This window comes from Streptomyces sp. NRRL S-87 (assembly GCF_000719335.1).
Taxonomy (GTDB): domain Bacteria; phylum Actinomycetota; class Actinomycetes; order Streptomycetales; family Streptomycetaceae; genus Streptomyces.
In genome coordinates this window covers 17551-32932 of sequence record NZ_JOGB01000068.1, presented here as the reverse complement: position 1 = coordinate 32932, position 15382 = coordinate 17551, and the positions used below count along the sequence as shown (strand labels likewise).

The window sequence follows — 15382 nt, the reverse complement described above, 5'->3', positions numbered from 1 at the left end:
GCGTCCCGGGTGGCGTGCGGGCGATGCGGTCAGGCGGTCAGTGCCGCGAGTTCGGTGTTCGCGCGTTCGGTGACCAGGGCGAGGACGCGGCCGGCGGCGGCGAGGTCCTCGGCGGGGATCCCGCCCCAGATCCGGGCGGTGACGGGGGCGGTGTCGGCGCCGACGGAGGTGAGCAGCTGACGGCCGGCGTCCGTGGGGCGCAGGTGCGTGCCGTCCGCGGCGAGGAGGTGCCGGGCCAGCAGTTCGTCGAGCACGGTGCGGATGTCGGCGGGATCGGTCTTGAGGGAGCCCTGGACCTGGGTGACGAGGTCGTCCGGCGTCTGCGGGGTGACGGCGGTGACGGCGGCGCGCAGGACGATCTGCTGCTGGAACGTGATGCCGTGCCGGGCCAGGACGTGCTCCAGGACGCCGCGGGCGGCGTAGTGGGCCAGGCCGAGGGTGCGTGCGTCGGCGACGGGTGCGGTGTTGGCGGTCATGGCGATGTCCCCTTCGTGTTCTGGTCGTTCGGTACGGGTGGGCCGAGAGGTGCGTCGAGGAGGGCGGTCAGCTCGTCGGTGAACGCCTGCGTCCGCGGGGCGTCGGGGCCGCCGAGCGGCTCCAGGAGCTGCTCGAGGAGGTGTTGGACCACCTCGATGGCGTGCTGCGTGACGGCCTGGCCCTGTTCGGTGAGGGCGAGCTGTACGGCGCGCGGGTCGCGGGGGTCACGGGTGCGCTCGATCAGTCCGGCCGACTCCAGGGCGCGGGCCAGCTTGGAGACGTACAGCGCCTCCAGGCCGGTGTGGTCGGCGAGCCGGCGCTGGCTGGGCCGCTCACCGGCGCGCCGCATGCCGTGCAGCGAGGCGACGAGGGAGTACTGCGCGTGGGTGAGGCCCAGTGGGGCCAGTGCGCGGTCGACCGCGACGCGCCACTTGTTGGCGAGCCGCCATACCAGGAAGCCGGGCGTGGGGCCCGGGGTGCCCTTACTCATGAAAGGTAGAGTACATGGCTATTATGTACATGGCTACTATGTGGCTCGCCCGGTGGCGCGGGGCGCAGGGCGCGCCTCGGTCCTGGCCGCCGCGCGCTGGGCGGTGGCCAGGACCGAGAGGGGGACCGGTTTCGGTAGCCGCGCCGGTACGAGGCCCTGGTCAGGGCGGCATCGGGGCGCGGAAGCGTCCCGGCGTAGTGACGGGCGAGGATCGGGTCGGTGAAGCGGTACGCCCCGTCGTCGACCGTCAGGAACTTCTGGTCGTGTGCGGCCCTGAGCGTGTCACCCAGGTCGGTGAGCGCCCTGCGTCGGTGGCGGTCGAGGAAGACGTATGCCCAGCGGGGGGCCGCGAGGGTGCCTGCGAGCATCGCCAGCAGCAGGGCCGTCGCGAGGGCGGCGGAGGTGCCGACGAGGGCGGTGGCTTCGGAGGTGTCGTGTTCGAGCGTGAAGGGAAGGCAGGTCAGCGACACGGCGATCATCGGCAACGACAGCAGCGATTCCATGGTCATCCCGGTGCCGTGGCGCCGCGGGAACCAGCGGGGGCACCGGTCCGGCGAGTGGCGCCTGGGGTTGGCGTCCGTGAACGCCGCCCGGCCGATGAAGGCCACCGCGTACACGCCGAAGACGGGACTGAGTACGACGGTACCGGGCCCACCGGTGTAGTGGGCGATCAGGCAGCAGAGCAGGCAGGGAAGCGCCGGCAAGCTCGCCCTGCTGGCCACGGCCCGCAGCACCGAGGGGGGTGGCTCGGAGTAGATCACGGCCGAGGGAGGTCGGGTGACCACGGGGTGCACCGTGACGGCGATGAGGGCGGCGGCCACCACGGCGTACGGCACCAGCCGCACGTGGAGACCGCCGTCGTACTCGCCCGTAGAGCTGATGGACTCCTCGGCCAGGGTCACCCAGGTGTAGAAGAACGCCAGGACGGCGATCAGGACGGTGAGGTAGGGCCGCTTGGAGGGTTGCCAGCCGACTCCGCCCAACGTGCGGCTCCCGTCGGGGCGCGGGGGTTGGCGCAGGAACAGTGCCAGCGAGGCCTGGAACCGCTCGGCGGTGAAGGGTGGCGAGTAGCCGACCGCGCATGCGCGCCTGGCGACGGCGGGGAGGTAGCCGGACTCGATGATCTGGCGTTCGACGGCGTGGCGCGGCTTGCCCAGCAGATCTGCCGGGTCCGCTCGTCCGTCGCTGAACGCCTGCCGGGCGGCGCAGGCCATGGACGGGGTGGACAGCACCTCCCAGAGTTCCGGCGCGTCGTCGGAGGTGAGCACGGGCTCCCATTTGCCTCGGACGAGTGCCGCGGCGGCGCTTCGGTTGGTCCGGGGCAGCCACGCTTCGAGGTCTTCCGGTTCCAGCGGGCACATCATGATGCCGCTGCTGCGTGCCAAGGGCGTGTCGGTGGACTCGACCAGGGTGCGGAACGGATCGGTCTCGCTGATGAGGACGACGCCGCTCAGGCGGCTGTCGATCTCTTCGAGGGCACGCAGCAGGTAGCGGGGGTCGACCGCGTCGAAGTCGTCCAGGAGGGGCAGGATCTCGCCCGCCTCCAGCAGCACGGACAGCCGCTCGGCGGTGAAGCGTTCCCTGGAGACGCACGGCACGGCGCTCGCCATCCACTCCAGGAGAGACCCGTACCGCGGGTCCCAGTCGGCCAGGGACATCAGGATCGGCACGGCCGTGCCGTTCTGGAGGGATCTGCCCAGCTGAACCGCGAGTTCGGTCTTGCCGCTGCCCCTGGGGCCGAGGATGACCAGGCGTTGGGACGGCAGGAGCGTGAACAGGGCCCCCAGGTCACCGAAGCGCCCGCGGAGGTCGACGGGCGGCGGACCGTCCATCAGGTCGACGGGCGCCGGAAGGAACCGGATCGGCAGCGGGCCGACGCCGTCCCGGGTTCCGGCGTCACTGCGTAGGTTCCATAACGGCAGGCTGGAGGCCAGCGTGTGCTGGGCGGCGGCCCGCAGCGCAGCGGGCGCACCCTTCCCGGCTTCACCGGGCGCACCCGGAGCGGTGCCGGGTTCTTGAAGACCCTCGCCGGCGACGGTGTCCTGCACCTGGTCGGGGCGGTGGTGGGCACGGTGTGCACGGCTGGCCTCTGCATAACGGCTGCGCCACAGGTCCACGCTGGTCTCGGGGTCGCAGGCCTTCGCCCAGTCCTCGACCAGGCGCCAGCGGGGGAGGGTGGTACCGGTCGTGGCGGACTGGAGCATCGCCTTGCTCCAGTGGGTGACTCCGGCCAGCTGCTGGAGGGTCAGCCCGGTTTCGTGCCGTACGGCCCGCATACGGGTGGCGAGCTCGGCCAGTTCCGGGACGGTCTCGTCGACCGGCTTCTCGGGACGTCCGCGCGACATCGTTCCTCACTCCCCGGCGGTGGAGAGGCGGCGGGCCCGCGCGGGCCGGGAGCCCGGCGTCAGCAGGCCTCGCGCGAGGTCCAGCGCGGTGCCGCCCGCCAGGGTGATGAGTGCCAGGGCGCTGCCGGCCTCGTAGCCGTGGCGGACGAGTACGACCGTCGCGATGAGCACCAGAACCACGACCACGATGCGGATTCGCACCTCGTGCGGAAACGACGGCAGACAGGAGAGGGAGTTGGGGGTCATGGGAGGCCTCCTGGGATGACGGTCCGGACAAGTGGGGTGGCGCCCGGCACAGTTGGCGCTGCGTCCGGCCGCTCGGGCCGGAGGGGGCGATGCACCCACCATGCCCCGGTCCCGTCACGTCGGAACAGCCTCGGCACGCCTCCCGATATGCACCGTATGGTGGGTTATACGGCGCTTATCAAACAAAGCCGACGACGGTCATCAGGGCCCCGAACAATTCGCCGTCCGTCGCCCCGCGCGCTGGAGAACCCCTCTCGCCTCCTGCGTCGCGCCAGCTCAGCGTCTTGCGCGCAGGGAGGGACGGGGTGATCTGTCCGGCAGTGCCCGCGCACCCTGTACATCAAATGCCGGCATCTTCGAAACTGGTTCCGATGGGCAGGTCCGAACCGAACCGCCCGTGCCGAGGCACCCTGGATGACGGTCCCGCGCCTCGCCCGGGTGGGCGGAGTCGCCGTTGGCGCGGCACTCCACCCACCCGGACACACCTCCACCCCCCTCCGCTCGACCGCTCGAACCAGCCGTCGACGGCCGGGGAGCGGCCCGCGCTTTCGGCAGCGACCGTCGTTCCCGAGGCGCAGAACGCGTCCCCGGTGGTCGTTCGTCACGGAAAAAATCAGGCCCAAAGTACCTTCCGCAGAAGGGAGTTGATACATACGGTCGCCTCTGTCAGTTGCGACGACGACGTCAAGGAGGCACGGCATGAACCAGAGCCTGCGGACGACTGCGGCCACGGCGGCGCTGATCACGGGGCTGCTCGCCGCCGGTGGTACCGCCCACGCGGCTCAGAGGATCGACGCGCAGCAGCTCTCCTCGCACATCCAGAAGGCGGTCGCCGCCGCACAGCTGGAGAGCGGCACCACGGGCGGCCCGATCCTGGGCGCGGTCACCAACCCCGAGCGCGCCGACGGCACGTCCGCCTGACGGGGTGGAGGCGCACGCCGTGGACAGCTCCGGGGAACAGCAGGTCAGTTGGTGTCCCAGCGGTGAGGCCCATCGCCCGGAGTCGGTCGTCCTGGGCGTCAGGTCGGGGGAGCACGGACAGGTCGTCTACCTGGCCGAGCCTGTCCCGGCGGCGGACGTCCTGGCCACGATCCCCGAGGGGATCGCCCCGAACCGGGTGCTGCGGTTCGCCTCCCACTGCGTGTCCGAGTGCGCGAACCGGGTCGGCGACGCCTGCGGGCTGATCGACCGCATCGAGACCCTGCCCGTGTCCGAGGCCGGCGGAGCCGTGCCGCGGTGCCACCTCCGTCCGCGCTGCAAGTGGTGGGGGCAGGCGGGCGTGGACGCCTGTCACCGCTGCCCGGCCGTCTCCACGCTCAACCCGCGCGACGACCGGCTCGCGGAGCTCGTCGCGGATCCGTCCACCACCCTGGAGCAGTTGGAGGAGTGGATGGCCGCGGCCGAGTGAGGTGGGTCGGGCGTTGCCGCTCCGCGGCCGACGCGGGGGCCGGGGACGGGGTGCGGGCCGCCGCGGCGGGCGTCGGCCGTCCGCCGGCCGCGTGCTGATCCGTTCGCGCCGTTGAACGGGCCTGTCCCCCACGTCACCGCCTCCGCTCCGCATCCGTGTGCGGGTGCCGGCGGCGTGGGGGACGCCGGCCGTACGGTCGGTCGCGGACGAGTCAGGCAGGACTCTCCGTGCGGGAGCCCAGGCCCGACAGGAGGCCGTCGACCGCGGTGTCCACCGTGGCCGGGACGTCGACCGCGGCGATCATGCCGCCGTTGAGCAGGACCGCCAGTCCGTGCAGCGCGGCGAATACCAGGCGGGCTGCGGCCTGCGGGTCCTGGCCCTCGGCCAGCTCGCCGCCGCGGTGGGCCTCCTCGATCACGGCGTACGGGACGGCGTAGGCGGCGCGCGCCGCGGCCGGTGCTGCCGCGGTCTCCGCCGCGTGCTTGCTGGCGTACATCAGCTCCACGACCGGCATCCGGCCCGCGGTGTACGCGACGTACGTCTGGGCGATCGCGCGGAGCCTGGCCTCGAAGGACGGGCCGGCGGCGGCTACCGCCCCGGCGAGCCGCTCCCCGAGGGTGTCGAACCCGCGCTGCGCCAGCGCGTCCAGCAGGGCCGCCCGGTCCGGGAAGTGCCGCCGGGGCGCGGCATGGCTGACGCCGAGCCCGCGGGCGAGCTCGCGCAGCGACAGCGCCGCGACGCCGTGCTCGATGACCGACCGCTCGGCCTCCTCCAGCAGGGCGGTCCTCAGGTTGCCGTGGTGGTAGCTGCGTTCCTGCATGGCGGCATACTACCGCCCCAATGTTGCCACTGGAAACTATGTTGTCGTTGACAACATGCAGGTGCCGGTGTCAGCCTGGATCCATGAGCGCACCGACCGAAACCACCGCCTGGACCGCCGCCGACCTGCCCTCGCTGGCCGGCCGAACCGTCGTCGTCACCGGGGCCACCAGCGGCCTCGGCGCGGTCACCGCGAAGGAGCTGGCCGGGGCCGGCGCCCACGTGGTGCTCGCCGTCCGCGACACCGCGCGCGGCGAGCACCTCGCGGCGACCTTGACCGGCAGCACCGAGGTACGCCGCCTCGACCTGGCCGACCTGTCCTCCGTCCGCGCCTTCGCCGCCGGCTGGGACCGCCCCCTCGACGTCCTCATCAACAACGCCGGCGTCATGGCCGTCCCCGAGGCGCGCACCGTCGACGGCTTCGAAATGCAGATCGGCACCAACCACCTCGGGCCGTTCGCCCTGACGAACCTGCTGCTGCCGCACATCACCGACCGGGTCGTCACCGTCGCATCCAACGCCCACCGCCGGCCGGGTGTGGACATCGACTTCGACGACCTCAACTCCGAGCGCGACTACCGCCCCTGGCGCGCCTACCAGCAGTCCAAGCTGGCCAACCTGCTCTTCACCCGCGAGCTCCAGCGCCGCCTGACCGAGGCCGGGTCCCCGGTCACCGCCCACGCCGTCCACCCCGGCTACGCCGCGACCAACCTGCAGGGGCGTTCCGCCAGCGCCGTCCAGCGCCTGGTGCTGGCCGTCACGAACCGCCTGATGGCGCAGTCCGACGCCATGGGGGCACTGCCCACCCTCTACGCCGCCACACAGCCGCTGCCCGGCGACAGCTACACCGGGCCCGACGGCCGCGGCGAACTGCGCGGCCACCCCGGCCCGGCGCAGCGCAGCGCCCACGCGCAGGACGACCTGCGGGCCCGGCGGCTGTGGGACCTCTCCGAGCAGCTCACGGGCGTCCGCTTCCCCGACCTGTCCGCCGGCTCGCCGCGGGCGTGACGCGCGGCCCGCGGGCACCCGCTCCCGGTCGGCGTACCCACGTCCACGGCAGGGGCCGCGTCGGGTGACCGGCGACGGTCTTCGTCGGGCCTGCGGCGGGTACCGACGAGGACCCGGCGGATCGGCCACAGGTGCAGGCCGCGCTGCTGTTCCGGTCGGCGCCGGGGCCGAGGCTCTCTCACCCCTCCACCACAGCACCACGGGCCTCCGCCGACGGCGGCAACGCGCCGCCGCGCACGAGACTCCCGCCCGATCCCCTGGCCACCGGCCGTACGAGGGGTGCGATCGTGCCGGCTCCGGGGGCGGTCCGTGCGTTCGCCTCCGGCAGGGGGGCTTGATCCCCTACGTTGGCGCCACGCACCGATCACGGAAGGGGTTCCCCATGCCGAACGACCCGATGGGCCAGGAGACCGAGACCCACACCGAGATCCATCCGCACGTCAAGCTCTGCGCGGGCTGCGGCAACTCCAACCGCAGCCGTGCCGGCTGGTGCTCGCGGTGCGGGGAGCGCCTGCGCCACGCGGAACCCGACCCCGAGTCCGCCGCCTGACGCCGTGCGGAGGTGAGGCGGGGCCGGCCGGGAGGCGACCGGCCGGCCCCGTCCCCGGCGGTCGGGACCACGCCCGGGGCGGCCGGCTCAGCCGAGGGCGGCGGTGTCAGGCGGGGGCGGCGCCGGGGAGCGTGGAGCGGCACTCCGGGTGGCCCCAGCGGGTGCCCAGCTTGGTGATGCTCTCGCCGGCGGCGTACGGGCGTCCGCAGGGGCAGGTGCCGCGGAACTTGGCCTTGATGACCGGTGCGTCGGAGCCGGCGGACGCGTTGGTGCGGCGGGCGGCCGCGGCCGGCTTGCGGCGGGCGGGCGGGGCGGTGCGGTTCGGCGCGGGTACGGGGATGTCGGGGGTGCCCAGTGCGGTGCCGGCCGCCTCCTGGCTGGTGGCGGCATCGCTGGCGGCCTGGTCGGCGATCGCGTTGAGGTGGTCGCCGTCCTCGCGGTGCGCCGGAACGTAGCGGAACTCGACGTCCCGGTCGGAGAGCAGCTCGTCGATGCTCTGGACGAGCTCCCGGTTGGCGACGGGCTTGCCCGCGGCCGTCTTCCAGCCGTTGCGCTTCCAGTTCGGCAGCCACTGCGTGACGGCCTTCATCGCGTACTGCGAGTCCATCCGGACCTGCAGCGCCGTGCCGGGTTCGACGGCCTCCAGCAGGCGCTGGAGGGCGGTGAGTTCACCGATGTTGTTGGTGGCGTGGCCGAGCGGGCCGGCCTCCCAGCGTTCGGGGCGGCCCTCGGAATCGGCGATGACCCACGCCCAGCCGGCCGGGCCCGGGTTTCCCTTGGCCGCCCCGTCACAAGCGGCGATGATGCGATCGGACATCCCCCGATCATGCCCTACCCGGCACACCGCCCCGCGCCCCGAGCGGCGGCCCCGCGTCTCCTGGGCCGTCCGGAGGCTCCGGCGCACACCGGCGCCGTCCGCACTCCAGGTCGGTGACGCCGGTCGCGTCGAGCGGACATGAGCCGGCCCGCCGGCGGGCAGATCGACCGCAGCGGCATCCGCATCGGGGTCGACACCTGGGTCGTCGGGCGTTCCGGCTCCTGCCGCGCGGCCTCCGACGGCCGCCTGCCGCTCCCACCCCACCGGCTCCCGCACCCAAGCCGCCCGCCTGCGGATCGCCAGGCGTCCCCCGCTCCTCCCGCCCTGGCGTATGCCGGTGGCACGGTCACGCCCAGGAGGCCCCCTTGCCCGACCTCTGGATGCCCGGGGCGACCCGGCTCGACATCGGCGACCACGCCCCCACCGACGGCGGGCCCGCGAAGGCCGTGGCCCACGTGACGTGGGACAGGAACGCCAGCGCGGCCGAGCCCGCCGACCTGGTCCCCTACGAGACCCTCGTCACCTACTTCGGCCGCAACCCGGACGGGAAGGCCGCCGCGCCGCACCTGCTCTGGGACCCGTTCACGGGCCGCCTCACCCAGTTCCACCCGGCGGACTCCCGCTCCAAGAGCCTGGTCGACCGGGCCGGGGGGACGCGCACCAACCGGGCCGGTTCGGTCGTCATCCAGGTCGAGGCGCTCTTCTTCCCGTACTGCCGCGTCGACGGCAGGGTGTACGCCCGCCTGCGGGACGCGCCCTGCAAGGGCTGGGCCGCGCTCCGGGACTGGGTGCACGCGTGGGGCGTGCCGAACGTCTGGCCCATGGGGCAGCCGACGGACTTCACCGCTCACCGCGACGAGTCGGTGTGGGAGCGGCAGGGCGGCTGGTACGCCCATGCCCATGTCCCGGAGAACGACCACACGGATCCCGGGTCCTGGCCCGACCTCGCCGACGCGCCCGCGCCGGGCAGGCCGGCGTACGAGCCGTTCCCGGGCTCCGGCTTCTTCGTCCCCGGCCGCCGCTCGCCCGTCATCGCCGCCATGCACGCGCGGCTCGTCGCCGTCGGCTGCGGCCGGTACCGGACGCACACGGACGTCGACGTCTGGGGCTCCGGCGACCGGGCCAGCTACGCCGCGTGGCAGCGCAAGCTCGGCTACTCCGGCGACGACGCGGACGGCATCCCGGGCCGCACCAGCTGGAACAAGCTCCAGGTCCCCCGCGTGTAGGGGGACCCCGGCGGTGCCCGCGGCGCCGCCGTCGTGGGACCCGACCCGGGAGATCTCCCTACATCGCGGGGAGTGACTTTTTGGATCTTCAGCCAGTACGAAGTCCGTTCGTAGGCGGCAGAGACTTCCCCCCAAGGGCCGCGGCTCATCGTGAGGGCCGACGCCACAAATCGAGGGGGAACCACCACGATGAGTGGTCAGTTGTACGACGGCATCGGGGAAGCTTTCGAGGGTTTCAAGACCCTGCCCGTCATTCGCTACGCCGAGGTACCGGGCTTCCTCGCCCTGGTCGGCGACGTCACGGGCAAGTCCGTGCTCGACATCGCCTGCGGTACCGGCTTCTACAGTCGCGAGCTCAAGCGGCGCGGCGCGTCCCGCGTCTTCGGGTTCGACATCTCCGGCGCGATGATCGACGCGGCCGCCGCCCTCGAGCGGTCGGCGCCGCTCGGCATCGACTACGAGGTGGGCGACACCGCCACGCTGCGGTCGTTCGACGAGCCGTTCGACGTCGCCGTGGCCGTCCAGGCGTTCAACTACGCCGACGAGGTCGCCGAGATCGAGCTGATGATGCGCAACATCCGGCGCAGCCTCGTCCCCGGCGGCGCGTTCTACCTGTTCGTGCAGAACCCGGACTTCGACTTCGACGGCCCGTCGCTGGCCAAGTACGGGTTCCTGTGCGAGTCGACCGGCAAGGACAACGAGATCGGCCGGGGGATCCGGCTCACGGCCCTGCTGGAGCCGCCGGTCTCGTTCGAGGCCACGGTGCCGTCGAAGGAGACGTACGAGCAGACGCTGAAGGCGGCCGGCTTCACCGGGATCGAGTGGGTCCGGCTGGACGTCTCGGACGCGGGGGTGGCGGAGTTCGGCGAGGAGTACTGGGAGCAGTACGCCGCGAACCGACCCCTGACCATGATCCGCTGTACCGCCTGAGCGACGGGCTGCGGGCGGGCCCGGCCCCTCGGGGGCGGGCCCGCCCGTCGTCGCATCGGGTGGACCTCCACCGATCCTGCCACCCGCCGTCCGTCAACCGCCCATACTGACACCACGGTTGGCCGGGCGGTCGGGCGACGCCCGGCGGGGACGGGGGACGGCATGGCTTCGGGCCCGAAGAGGCGAGGGCCTGCCTCGACCGTGGCCAAGGGCGTGCTGGCCGGGGCACTGGCGGTGCTGTCGGAGGCCGGCCTCGTGTGGCTCGCGTTCGTCCTCGCCCTCGACGGCCGGACGGGGTGGGCGTGGCTCGCCGGCGCCGGTGCGGCGGTGCTCCTGGTGCCCCTGGTGGGACTGGTCATCCGGCACAACGCCATGGACGACCACGAGAGGCCCCTGGTGGTGGCGGGTGTCGTCCTGTCCGGCGTCCTGCTCGGCTGGCTCGCCCTCCACCTGATGACGGGAGGGGCCCCGCAGCGGGCCGGGTTGGTGGCCCTGCCCGCCGCCGCCCTGTTCGCGGTCACCTTCTGGCTGGGTGTCCAGGACGACCTGGACGGACGTCCCGGCTGGGTGCTGGCGCTGGTCTTCACCGTACCGCTGGCCCTGGTGGTGGCCACCCTCGCCCGCGAGGGCCGCGTCCTCGCCGCCTGGCTCGTGGGCGGACCCGGGCTGGCCGGGACGCTCGGCGCCCTGTGGGTGGTGAACGACTGGTCGGTCCCGCGCGTCCGGCTCTCCGTCCCGCGCAGGGCGCTCCCGGAGCCGTCCGGGCCGCCTCCGCCGGGAGCGGTGGTCCCGCTCTGGGCACAGGCAGCGGGTCTCGTCGTACCCCTGGGGTCCCTCGGCTGGGCGGCGCTCCACAGCACGCAGCACCGGCCGGGCACCGGTCCGGCCGCCGTGCTGGTGGGGGCCGGGGAACTCGCGGTCGCCGCGGCCGTGCTGGGGGTGCTCCAGGCGCTGCTGCTCGGCTGGCTGCGTCCGGGGTGCACACCCGGGATCGCGGAGAAGGCCGCCGCGTACCTGTGGCGCCACGCGGTGGCACACCACGACGACGACCCGTCCGGACGGACGCCGAGGGGGCGTGAGGCGCGGTGGCTCGAGGAGCGCGAGTGGGCCCTGCGGGATGTGGTCCGGCGCGCGGGGTGGGACGGGTACGGGCGGGAGCGGGCGGACCGGGAGGGTGACCGGGTACGCGCGCGCCGCATCGAGGCCGCGGCCAGGACGGAGTTCGGCCACGACCGCGCCGCGGTCCGGACGTCCGGGCTCCTGGTGCGTCCGCTGCGCCCCGCTGCCGGTGACGCCGCCGTCGTGGAGGCGGCGTTCGCCACCGGTCTGGCCGTCGACCGGGTGTGGCCCCGGATCGAGCTGGTGGCCCCGCCCCGGGTCCGGCACGAGGCCCGCCGCCTCGGCCGGGCCGTCGCGTTGCTGCGCGTCACCGCCGCCGGCGCCGTCTGCACCGCTGCGGCGTGGGGGTTCGCGGCGGAGGTCCTCGTACGCCCCCGGCCGGAGAGCGGCTCCTTGGTGGTACTGGTCCTCGGTCCGCTCCTGATCGCCCTGGCCGCGGTCGTGGCGGGCCGTCGGCGGGTGGTGGCGGCGTACGAGCACCGCGCGGACGCGGCCGACGTGTACCGCTTCGACCTGGCCGAGGCCCTGCGGCTGCCCTTGCCGGACAACCACGCCGACTTCCTCGGGCAGAGCGCCGCGCTGCTGGGAGTCGGGGAGTACGACCGGCCGCTCGCCCGGACGGGTGCCGTACGGACCGCCGCGCCCGGGCCCCCGGAGAACGCGGGGTCCGTCGGGATGTCGGGCGCCGACCGCGAGGCGCTGGTGTCCGAGGTGTCGGCCGAGGTGGTGCGCGGGGTGCGCGCCGCACTGCGGGACGAGCACGAGGCGCCGGCCCGGCGGGTCGGCCCCGGCCAGCTCGGCGCGACCGACCTGGCCCGGCTCGCCGAGGAGGTGGCCCGGCGCACGTCGGCGGCGGTCGGCCAACGTCTGGGGCGCGAGCTGTCCGACCTGCACCGGAACGCGGCCCGCGAGCTGCAGCAGGTGCTGCGGGCGGGCATCGAGGAGGCCGTGACCGGGCCGCCGCTGGCGAACTTCACCGGCTACTTCGCCCTCCAGCTCGACGCCGGCCAGGAGGTCGTCGGCGGCGGGGCCGCGGGCGGGGGTGCGTCCGGCGGGCTCGCGCAGGGCGCGACCATCGTGGCGTCCCCCGGGCAGCGCCTGGGCCTGGTGCTGTTCGTGGTGCGCGACCCGCGGGGCCGGGATGCGGGATCCGCCCAGCAGATCGCGCCCGAACGGCAGTTCTTCGTCCTGGAGCCGGTGCACATCGAGGGGGGCCGGGACGTGTCCGAGGCCGAGTTCGACGCGCTGGTCGACAGCCCGACGCTCGCTCCCAGCCCCCACCGGCGGACCCTGCGGACCGAGCGGGAGGCGCAGACGGTGTTCCGCATCCCCCTGCCGGAGGAGGAGGGGCTGCACGAGGTGTGGTTCCAGCTCTACCAGGCCGGCCGGCTCGTCCAGGTGATCGCGGTCTCGATCGCGGTCCGGGCCGCGGCTTCCGAGGCGCGGTCCGGGGGCGACGTGCGCGGGCAGGACTCCGGATGACGGGCAGCCAGCCGGCCGACGTCACCGTCCGGGTGCGGCGTACGGCTCGGACCACCCAGGTCGTCTTCCAGGCCCGCAACGGCACACCGCCCCTGCGGATGACCCTGCCCCAGCCAGGAGTCATGGACGTGGCCCGGCGCCGCCTCGACGCCGGGCTGCTGGGACTCAAGGACGTGCTGCCGGGCCTGGCGGTGGACGACGGGGACGTCCCCGAGGTGTTCGACGTGCTGCACCGCATCGGCCGTGGGCTCGTCTTCCTCCTGTTCGGCCTCGAGGCCGGGGTCATCCAGGGCCTCCAGGCCTTCTGGAACGCCGCGTTGCCCGTCGGGCGCAACCCGGCGCTGCCCCCTCCGCTCGTGGAGTGCGTCGGCGACCGCGACTGCTTCCTCCCCCTCGAACTGCTGCCCCTCCACCGGATGTACCCGACCGTGCCGGCCGACCGTGCGGAGCTCGTCGCGCAGTGCCGCGACCTCGTCGGCTTCTCCTGCGTGGTCAAGCGGACGCTGCTGCCCGCCCGGGTACCCACGGGGCTCTCGCTGCGGCCGGCGCCGGGAGGACGGCTGCCCCTGCGCTTCCTGCGGCACGAGTTGCTCTCCGGGGCCCGGCGCGAACTCGACTGGCTGACCTCGGCGGCGGCGGACCGGGTCGAGGTGGACGGTCCGTACCCCGGCGACGGCGACGACACCGGGGCCGCCACTCTGGCCGAGCAGATCTTCGACCCCCGGCGCTCGCTCGCCGGCGAGGTCCGGGCCGTGCCCGACCAGATCCAGCACTTCGCCTGCCACTGCTACGCCACGCTCGACAGCCCCCTCGACAACGAGATCGAGCTGCACGGCGGCGGCCGGGACCTCCGGGTGAAGCTCGGCACCATCGCGGAGGACCTGGTCGCGCTGAAGTCCCGGCCCGGGCACGAGAGCGACGAGATGCCGCTCGTGGTCATGAACGCCTGCGGGTCGGCGCGCATGCACGCGACCAGTTCCCTCTCCTTCCCGCACCTCTTCCTGACCAACGGGAACCGGGGCTTCGTCGGCAGTGAGATCGAGGTGCCGGACGAGGTGGCGGCGGCCTTCTCCCAGGCGCTGTACGAGCGGTTCCTGCTCCGTCGGCTGCCACTGGGCCGCTCGGTGTTCGAAGCCCGCAACAGCCTGCTGCACACGTACGGGAATCCGCTCGGCATCGCGTACGCGGCCTACGCGGATCCACAGCTCCATGTCCGCACCGACCCGACAGAGGATGCAGATGTCGATCTCCCAGCGAACCGAGTCCCCGCTCCCTGACCGGCCCAAGCCCGACGGGCCCGCGGTGGTCCGCGTCATCGGCCTGGAGGACGGCGACGACCGCTCCCTGTTCCGGCGCTCTCAGGAATGGCGGCTGGGCCGGGCCGAGGTCCCGCTCGAGGTGTTCCAGGAGCGGGTCACCGGATTCCTCGACTCGATGCGGTCGGTGATCGGGGCCCTGCCCGCCCACTGCGGGGACTTCGAGCTGAACGAGGTCACCATCAGCGCCGAGGTCAGCGCGAAGGGCCAGGTCTCCCTCCTGGGCTCCGGCGGGGAACTCGCGGGCTCGTCGAGCCTGACGTTCACGTTCACCCGCCGGGCGCCCGAGTAGGTACCGGCCGGGGCACGGGCTCAGGTCTGGCTGCGAGGGCGCGCGCCGTCAGGGACGGCACGCGTGCAGGGCCGCCGTCCGCCATGCGGCGGTCACCGCGGAACGGGCGCGCGCCGTGCTGGTGGTGAGGTCGTCCGTCAGCACGAGCGGCCTGCCGACGTGGACGTGCAGCCTGGGGCGGCGTACGGGGGCCGTCACGAGGCCGGCGAGCTGCTTGGGCCCGCTGCCCGAGGTCAGCCGGCGGGCTCCGGCCTGCCCGACCGGCACCACGGGTGCCCCGGTGCGCAGGGCGAGCCGGGCCAGGCCGGTGTGGAAGGCGCCCGGGGCGGCTTCGCCGGCGTCCTTGCGGCGGGGCAGGCCGCCTTCGGCGTAGATGAGGACGTGGCGTCCCTGCTGCAGGGCTCGGGCCGCCAGGTCCAGGGCGGCCGCGGCGTCCCGGCTGCCGCGGTGCACGGGGACGTGCCCCTCCCGGGTGAGGGCGCCTCCGAGTACGGGGATCCGCCACAGGCCGGCGGCCGCCATGACGACCGGCTGGACGCCGAGGCGGCGCAGGGCGGCGAGGACGACGGCGGGGTCCGCGAGGGAGGTGTGGTTGGCGGCGAGGATGCTGCCGGGTGCCGGTTCGGAGCCGGTGTCCGTGCTCGTCGACAGGCGGCCGAAGACGGGCACTACGGTGTGGGCGAAGCGGCTGAGCATGTCGGCTCCCGGACTGAGGCTGTGGTCGCCTTCATCGTCGCCGGCCCGGCGCCACCGGGTCGTGGGGCGGCGTACTCATTCCTCGGGGCTCATGTGCTCAGCCGACAGCGGGGGCGTCCGACCGGACGGGTCGTCACCAGGAGGCGGGCGGAGCGGTTTCG

At 73.9% G+C, this 15382-nt stretch carries 16 protein-coding genes; 9 read left to right on the top strand and 7 right to left on the bottom strand.

Going from position 1 to position 15382, the window contains the following annotated elements; all coding sequences use genetic code 11:
- Positions 1-29 precede the first annotated feature (29 nt).
- Genes IF43_RS0130700 through IF43_RS0130685 form a run of 4 tightly spaced genes read right to left on the bottom strand, consistent with a single transcriptional unit; the run spans position 30 to position 3558 of the window.
- Positions 30-476 carry a hypothetical protein gene (locus IF43_RS0130700; RefSeq protein WP_030208267.1) on the bottom strand — a complete coding sequence of 149 codons (447 nt, stop codon included), beginning with the start codon at positions 474-476 and terminating at the stop codon, positions 30-32.
- On the bottom strand, positions 473-967 hold the full coding sequence (locus IF43_RS0130695; protein WP_030208264.1) for a MarR family winged helix-turn-helix transcriptional regulator: 495 nt from the start codon (positions 965-967) through the stop codon (positions 473-475). The genes IF43_RS0130700 and IF43_RS0130695 overlap by 4 nt, the downstream gene beginning before the upstream one ends.
- Complete coding sequence (locus IF43_RS0130690; RefSeq protein WP_030208262.1) at positions 964-3312, bottom strand: helix-turn-helix transcriptional regulator; 2349 nt, start codon at positions 3310-3312, stop codon at positions 964-966. Before IF43_RS0130690 ends, IF43_RS0130695 begins: the two co-directional genes overlap by 4 nt.
- Positions 3313-3318: 6 nt before the next feature.
- Positions 3319-3558, bottom strand: coding sequence for a hypothetical protein (locus IF43_RS0130685; RefSeq protein ID WP_030208260.1), 240 nt, complete (start codon positions 3556-3558; stop codon positions 3319-3321).
- 699 nt (positions 3559-4257) lie between these two features.
- Between IF43_RS0130685 and IF43_RS0130680 the strand changes: the two genes are divergently transcribed.
- Together IF43_RS0130680 and IF43_RS0130675 are read left to right on the top strand one after the other, a co-directional pair.
- On the top strand, positions 4258-4479 hold the full coding sequence (locus IF43_RS0130680; RefSeq protein ID WP_030208258.1) for a hypothetical protein: 222 nt from the start codon (positions 4258-4260) through the stop codon (positions 4477-4479).
- A 19-nt stretch (positions 4480-4498) separates the two neighbouring features.
- The gene (locus IF43_RS0130675; RefSeq protein ID WP_030208256.1) at positions 4499-4966 is read left to right on the top strand and encodes a hypothetical protein; all 468 of its coding nucleotides are present in this window, start codon (positions 4499-4501) and stop codon (positions 4964-4966) included.
- Between the two features lie 211 nt (positions 4967-5177).
- On the opposite strand, the gene IF43_RS0130670 is transcribed toward IF43_RS0130675, so the two are convergent.
- Positions 5178-5786 (bottom strand): TetR/AcrR family transcriptional regulator, encoded by a 609-nt coding sequence (locus IF43_RS0130670; RefSeq protein ID WP_037890765.1) that lies wholly within the window; start codon positions 5784-5786, stop codon positions 5178-5180.
- Between the two features lie 83 nt (positions 5787-5869).
- Between IF43_RS0130670 and IF43_RS0130665 the strand changes: the two genes are divergently transcribed.
- Positions 5870-6793, top strand: a complete 924-nt coding sequence (locus IF43_RS0130665; protein WP_030208252.1) for an oxidoreductase — start codon at positions 5870-5872, stop codon at positions 6791-6793.
- Positions 6794-7175: 382 nt separating this feature from the next.
- The gene (locus IF43_RS41835; RefSeq protein WP_158939573.1) at positions 7176-7343 is read left to right on the top strand and encodes a hypothetical protein; all 168 of its coding nucleotides are present in this window, start codon (positions 7176-7178) and stop codon (positions 7341-7343) included.
- A gap of 106 nt (positions 7344-7449) precedes the next feature.
- Here IF43_RS41835 and IF43_RS0130655 read toward each other — a convergent pair whose 3' ends face one another.
- Positions 7450-8160 carry a ribonuclease H gene (locus tag IF43_RS0130655; RefSeq protein ID WP_030208249.1) on the bottom strand — a complete coding sequence of 237 codons (711 nt, stop codon included), beginning with the start codon at positions 8158-8160 and terminating at the stop codon, positions 7450-7452.
- Between the two features lie 365 nt (positions 8161-8525).
- Between IF43_RS0130655 and IF43_RS0130650 the strand changes: the two genes are divergently transcribed.
- From IF43_RS0130650 to IF43_RS0130630, 5 genes are all read left to right on the top strand, one after another.
- Positions 8526-9386 carry a peptidoglycan-binding protein gene (locus tag IF43_RS0130650; RefSeq protein ID WP_030208246.1) on the top strand — a complete coding sequence of 287 codons (861 nt, stop codon included), beginning with the start codon at positions 8526-8528 and terminating at the stop codon, positions 9384-9386.
- Positions 9387-9575: 189 nt separating this feature from the next.
- Positions 9576-10316 carry a class I SAM-dependent methyltransferase gene (locus IF43_RS0130645; RefSeq protein WP_030208243.1) on the top strand — a complete coding sequence of 247 codons (741 nt, stop codon included), beginning with the start codon at positions 9576-9578 and terminating at the stop codon, positions 10314-10316.
- 201 nt (positions 10317-10517) lie between these two features.
- Complete coding sequence (locus IF43_RS0130640; protein WP_030208242.1) at positions 10518-12917, top strand: hypothetical protein; 2400 nt, start codon at positions 10518-10520, stop codon at positions 12915-12917.
- Positions 12914-14194: a CHAT domain-containing protein gene (locus tag IF43_RS0130635; protein ID WP_030208241.1), complete on the top strand. Its 1281-nt coding sequence runs from the start codon at positions 12914-12916 to the stop codon at positions 14192-14194. The genes IF43_RS0130640 and IF43_RS0130635 overlap by 4 nt, the downstream gene beginning before the upstream one ends.
- The gene (locus IF43_RS0130630) at positions 14157-14525 is read left to right on the top strand and encodes a hypothetical protein (protein WP_030208240.1); all 369 of its coding nucleotides are present in this window, start codon (positions 14157-14159) and stop codon (positions 14523-14525) included. Before IF43_RS0130635 ends, IF43_RS0130630 begins: the two co-directional genes overlap by 38 nt.
- A 48-nt stretch (positions 14526-14573) precedes the next feature.
- Here IF43_RS0130630 and IF43_RS0130625 read toward each other — a convergent pair whose 3' ends face one another.
- Positions 14574-15221, bottom strand: coding sequence for a lysophospholipid acyltransferase family protein (locus IF43_RS0130625; RefSeq protein WP_030208239.1), 648 nt, complete (start codon positions 15219-15221; stop codon positions 14574-14576).
- Positions 15222-15382: the final 161 nt, after the last annotated feature.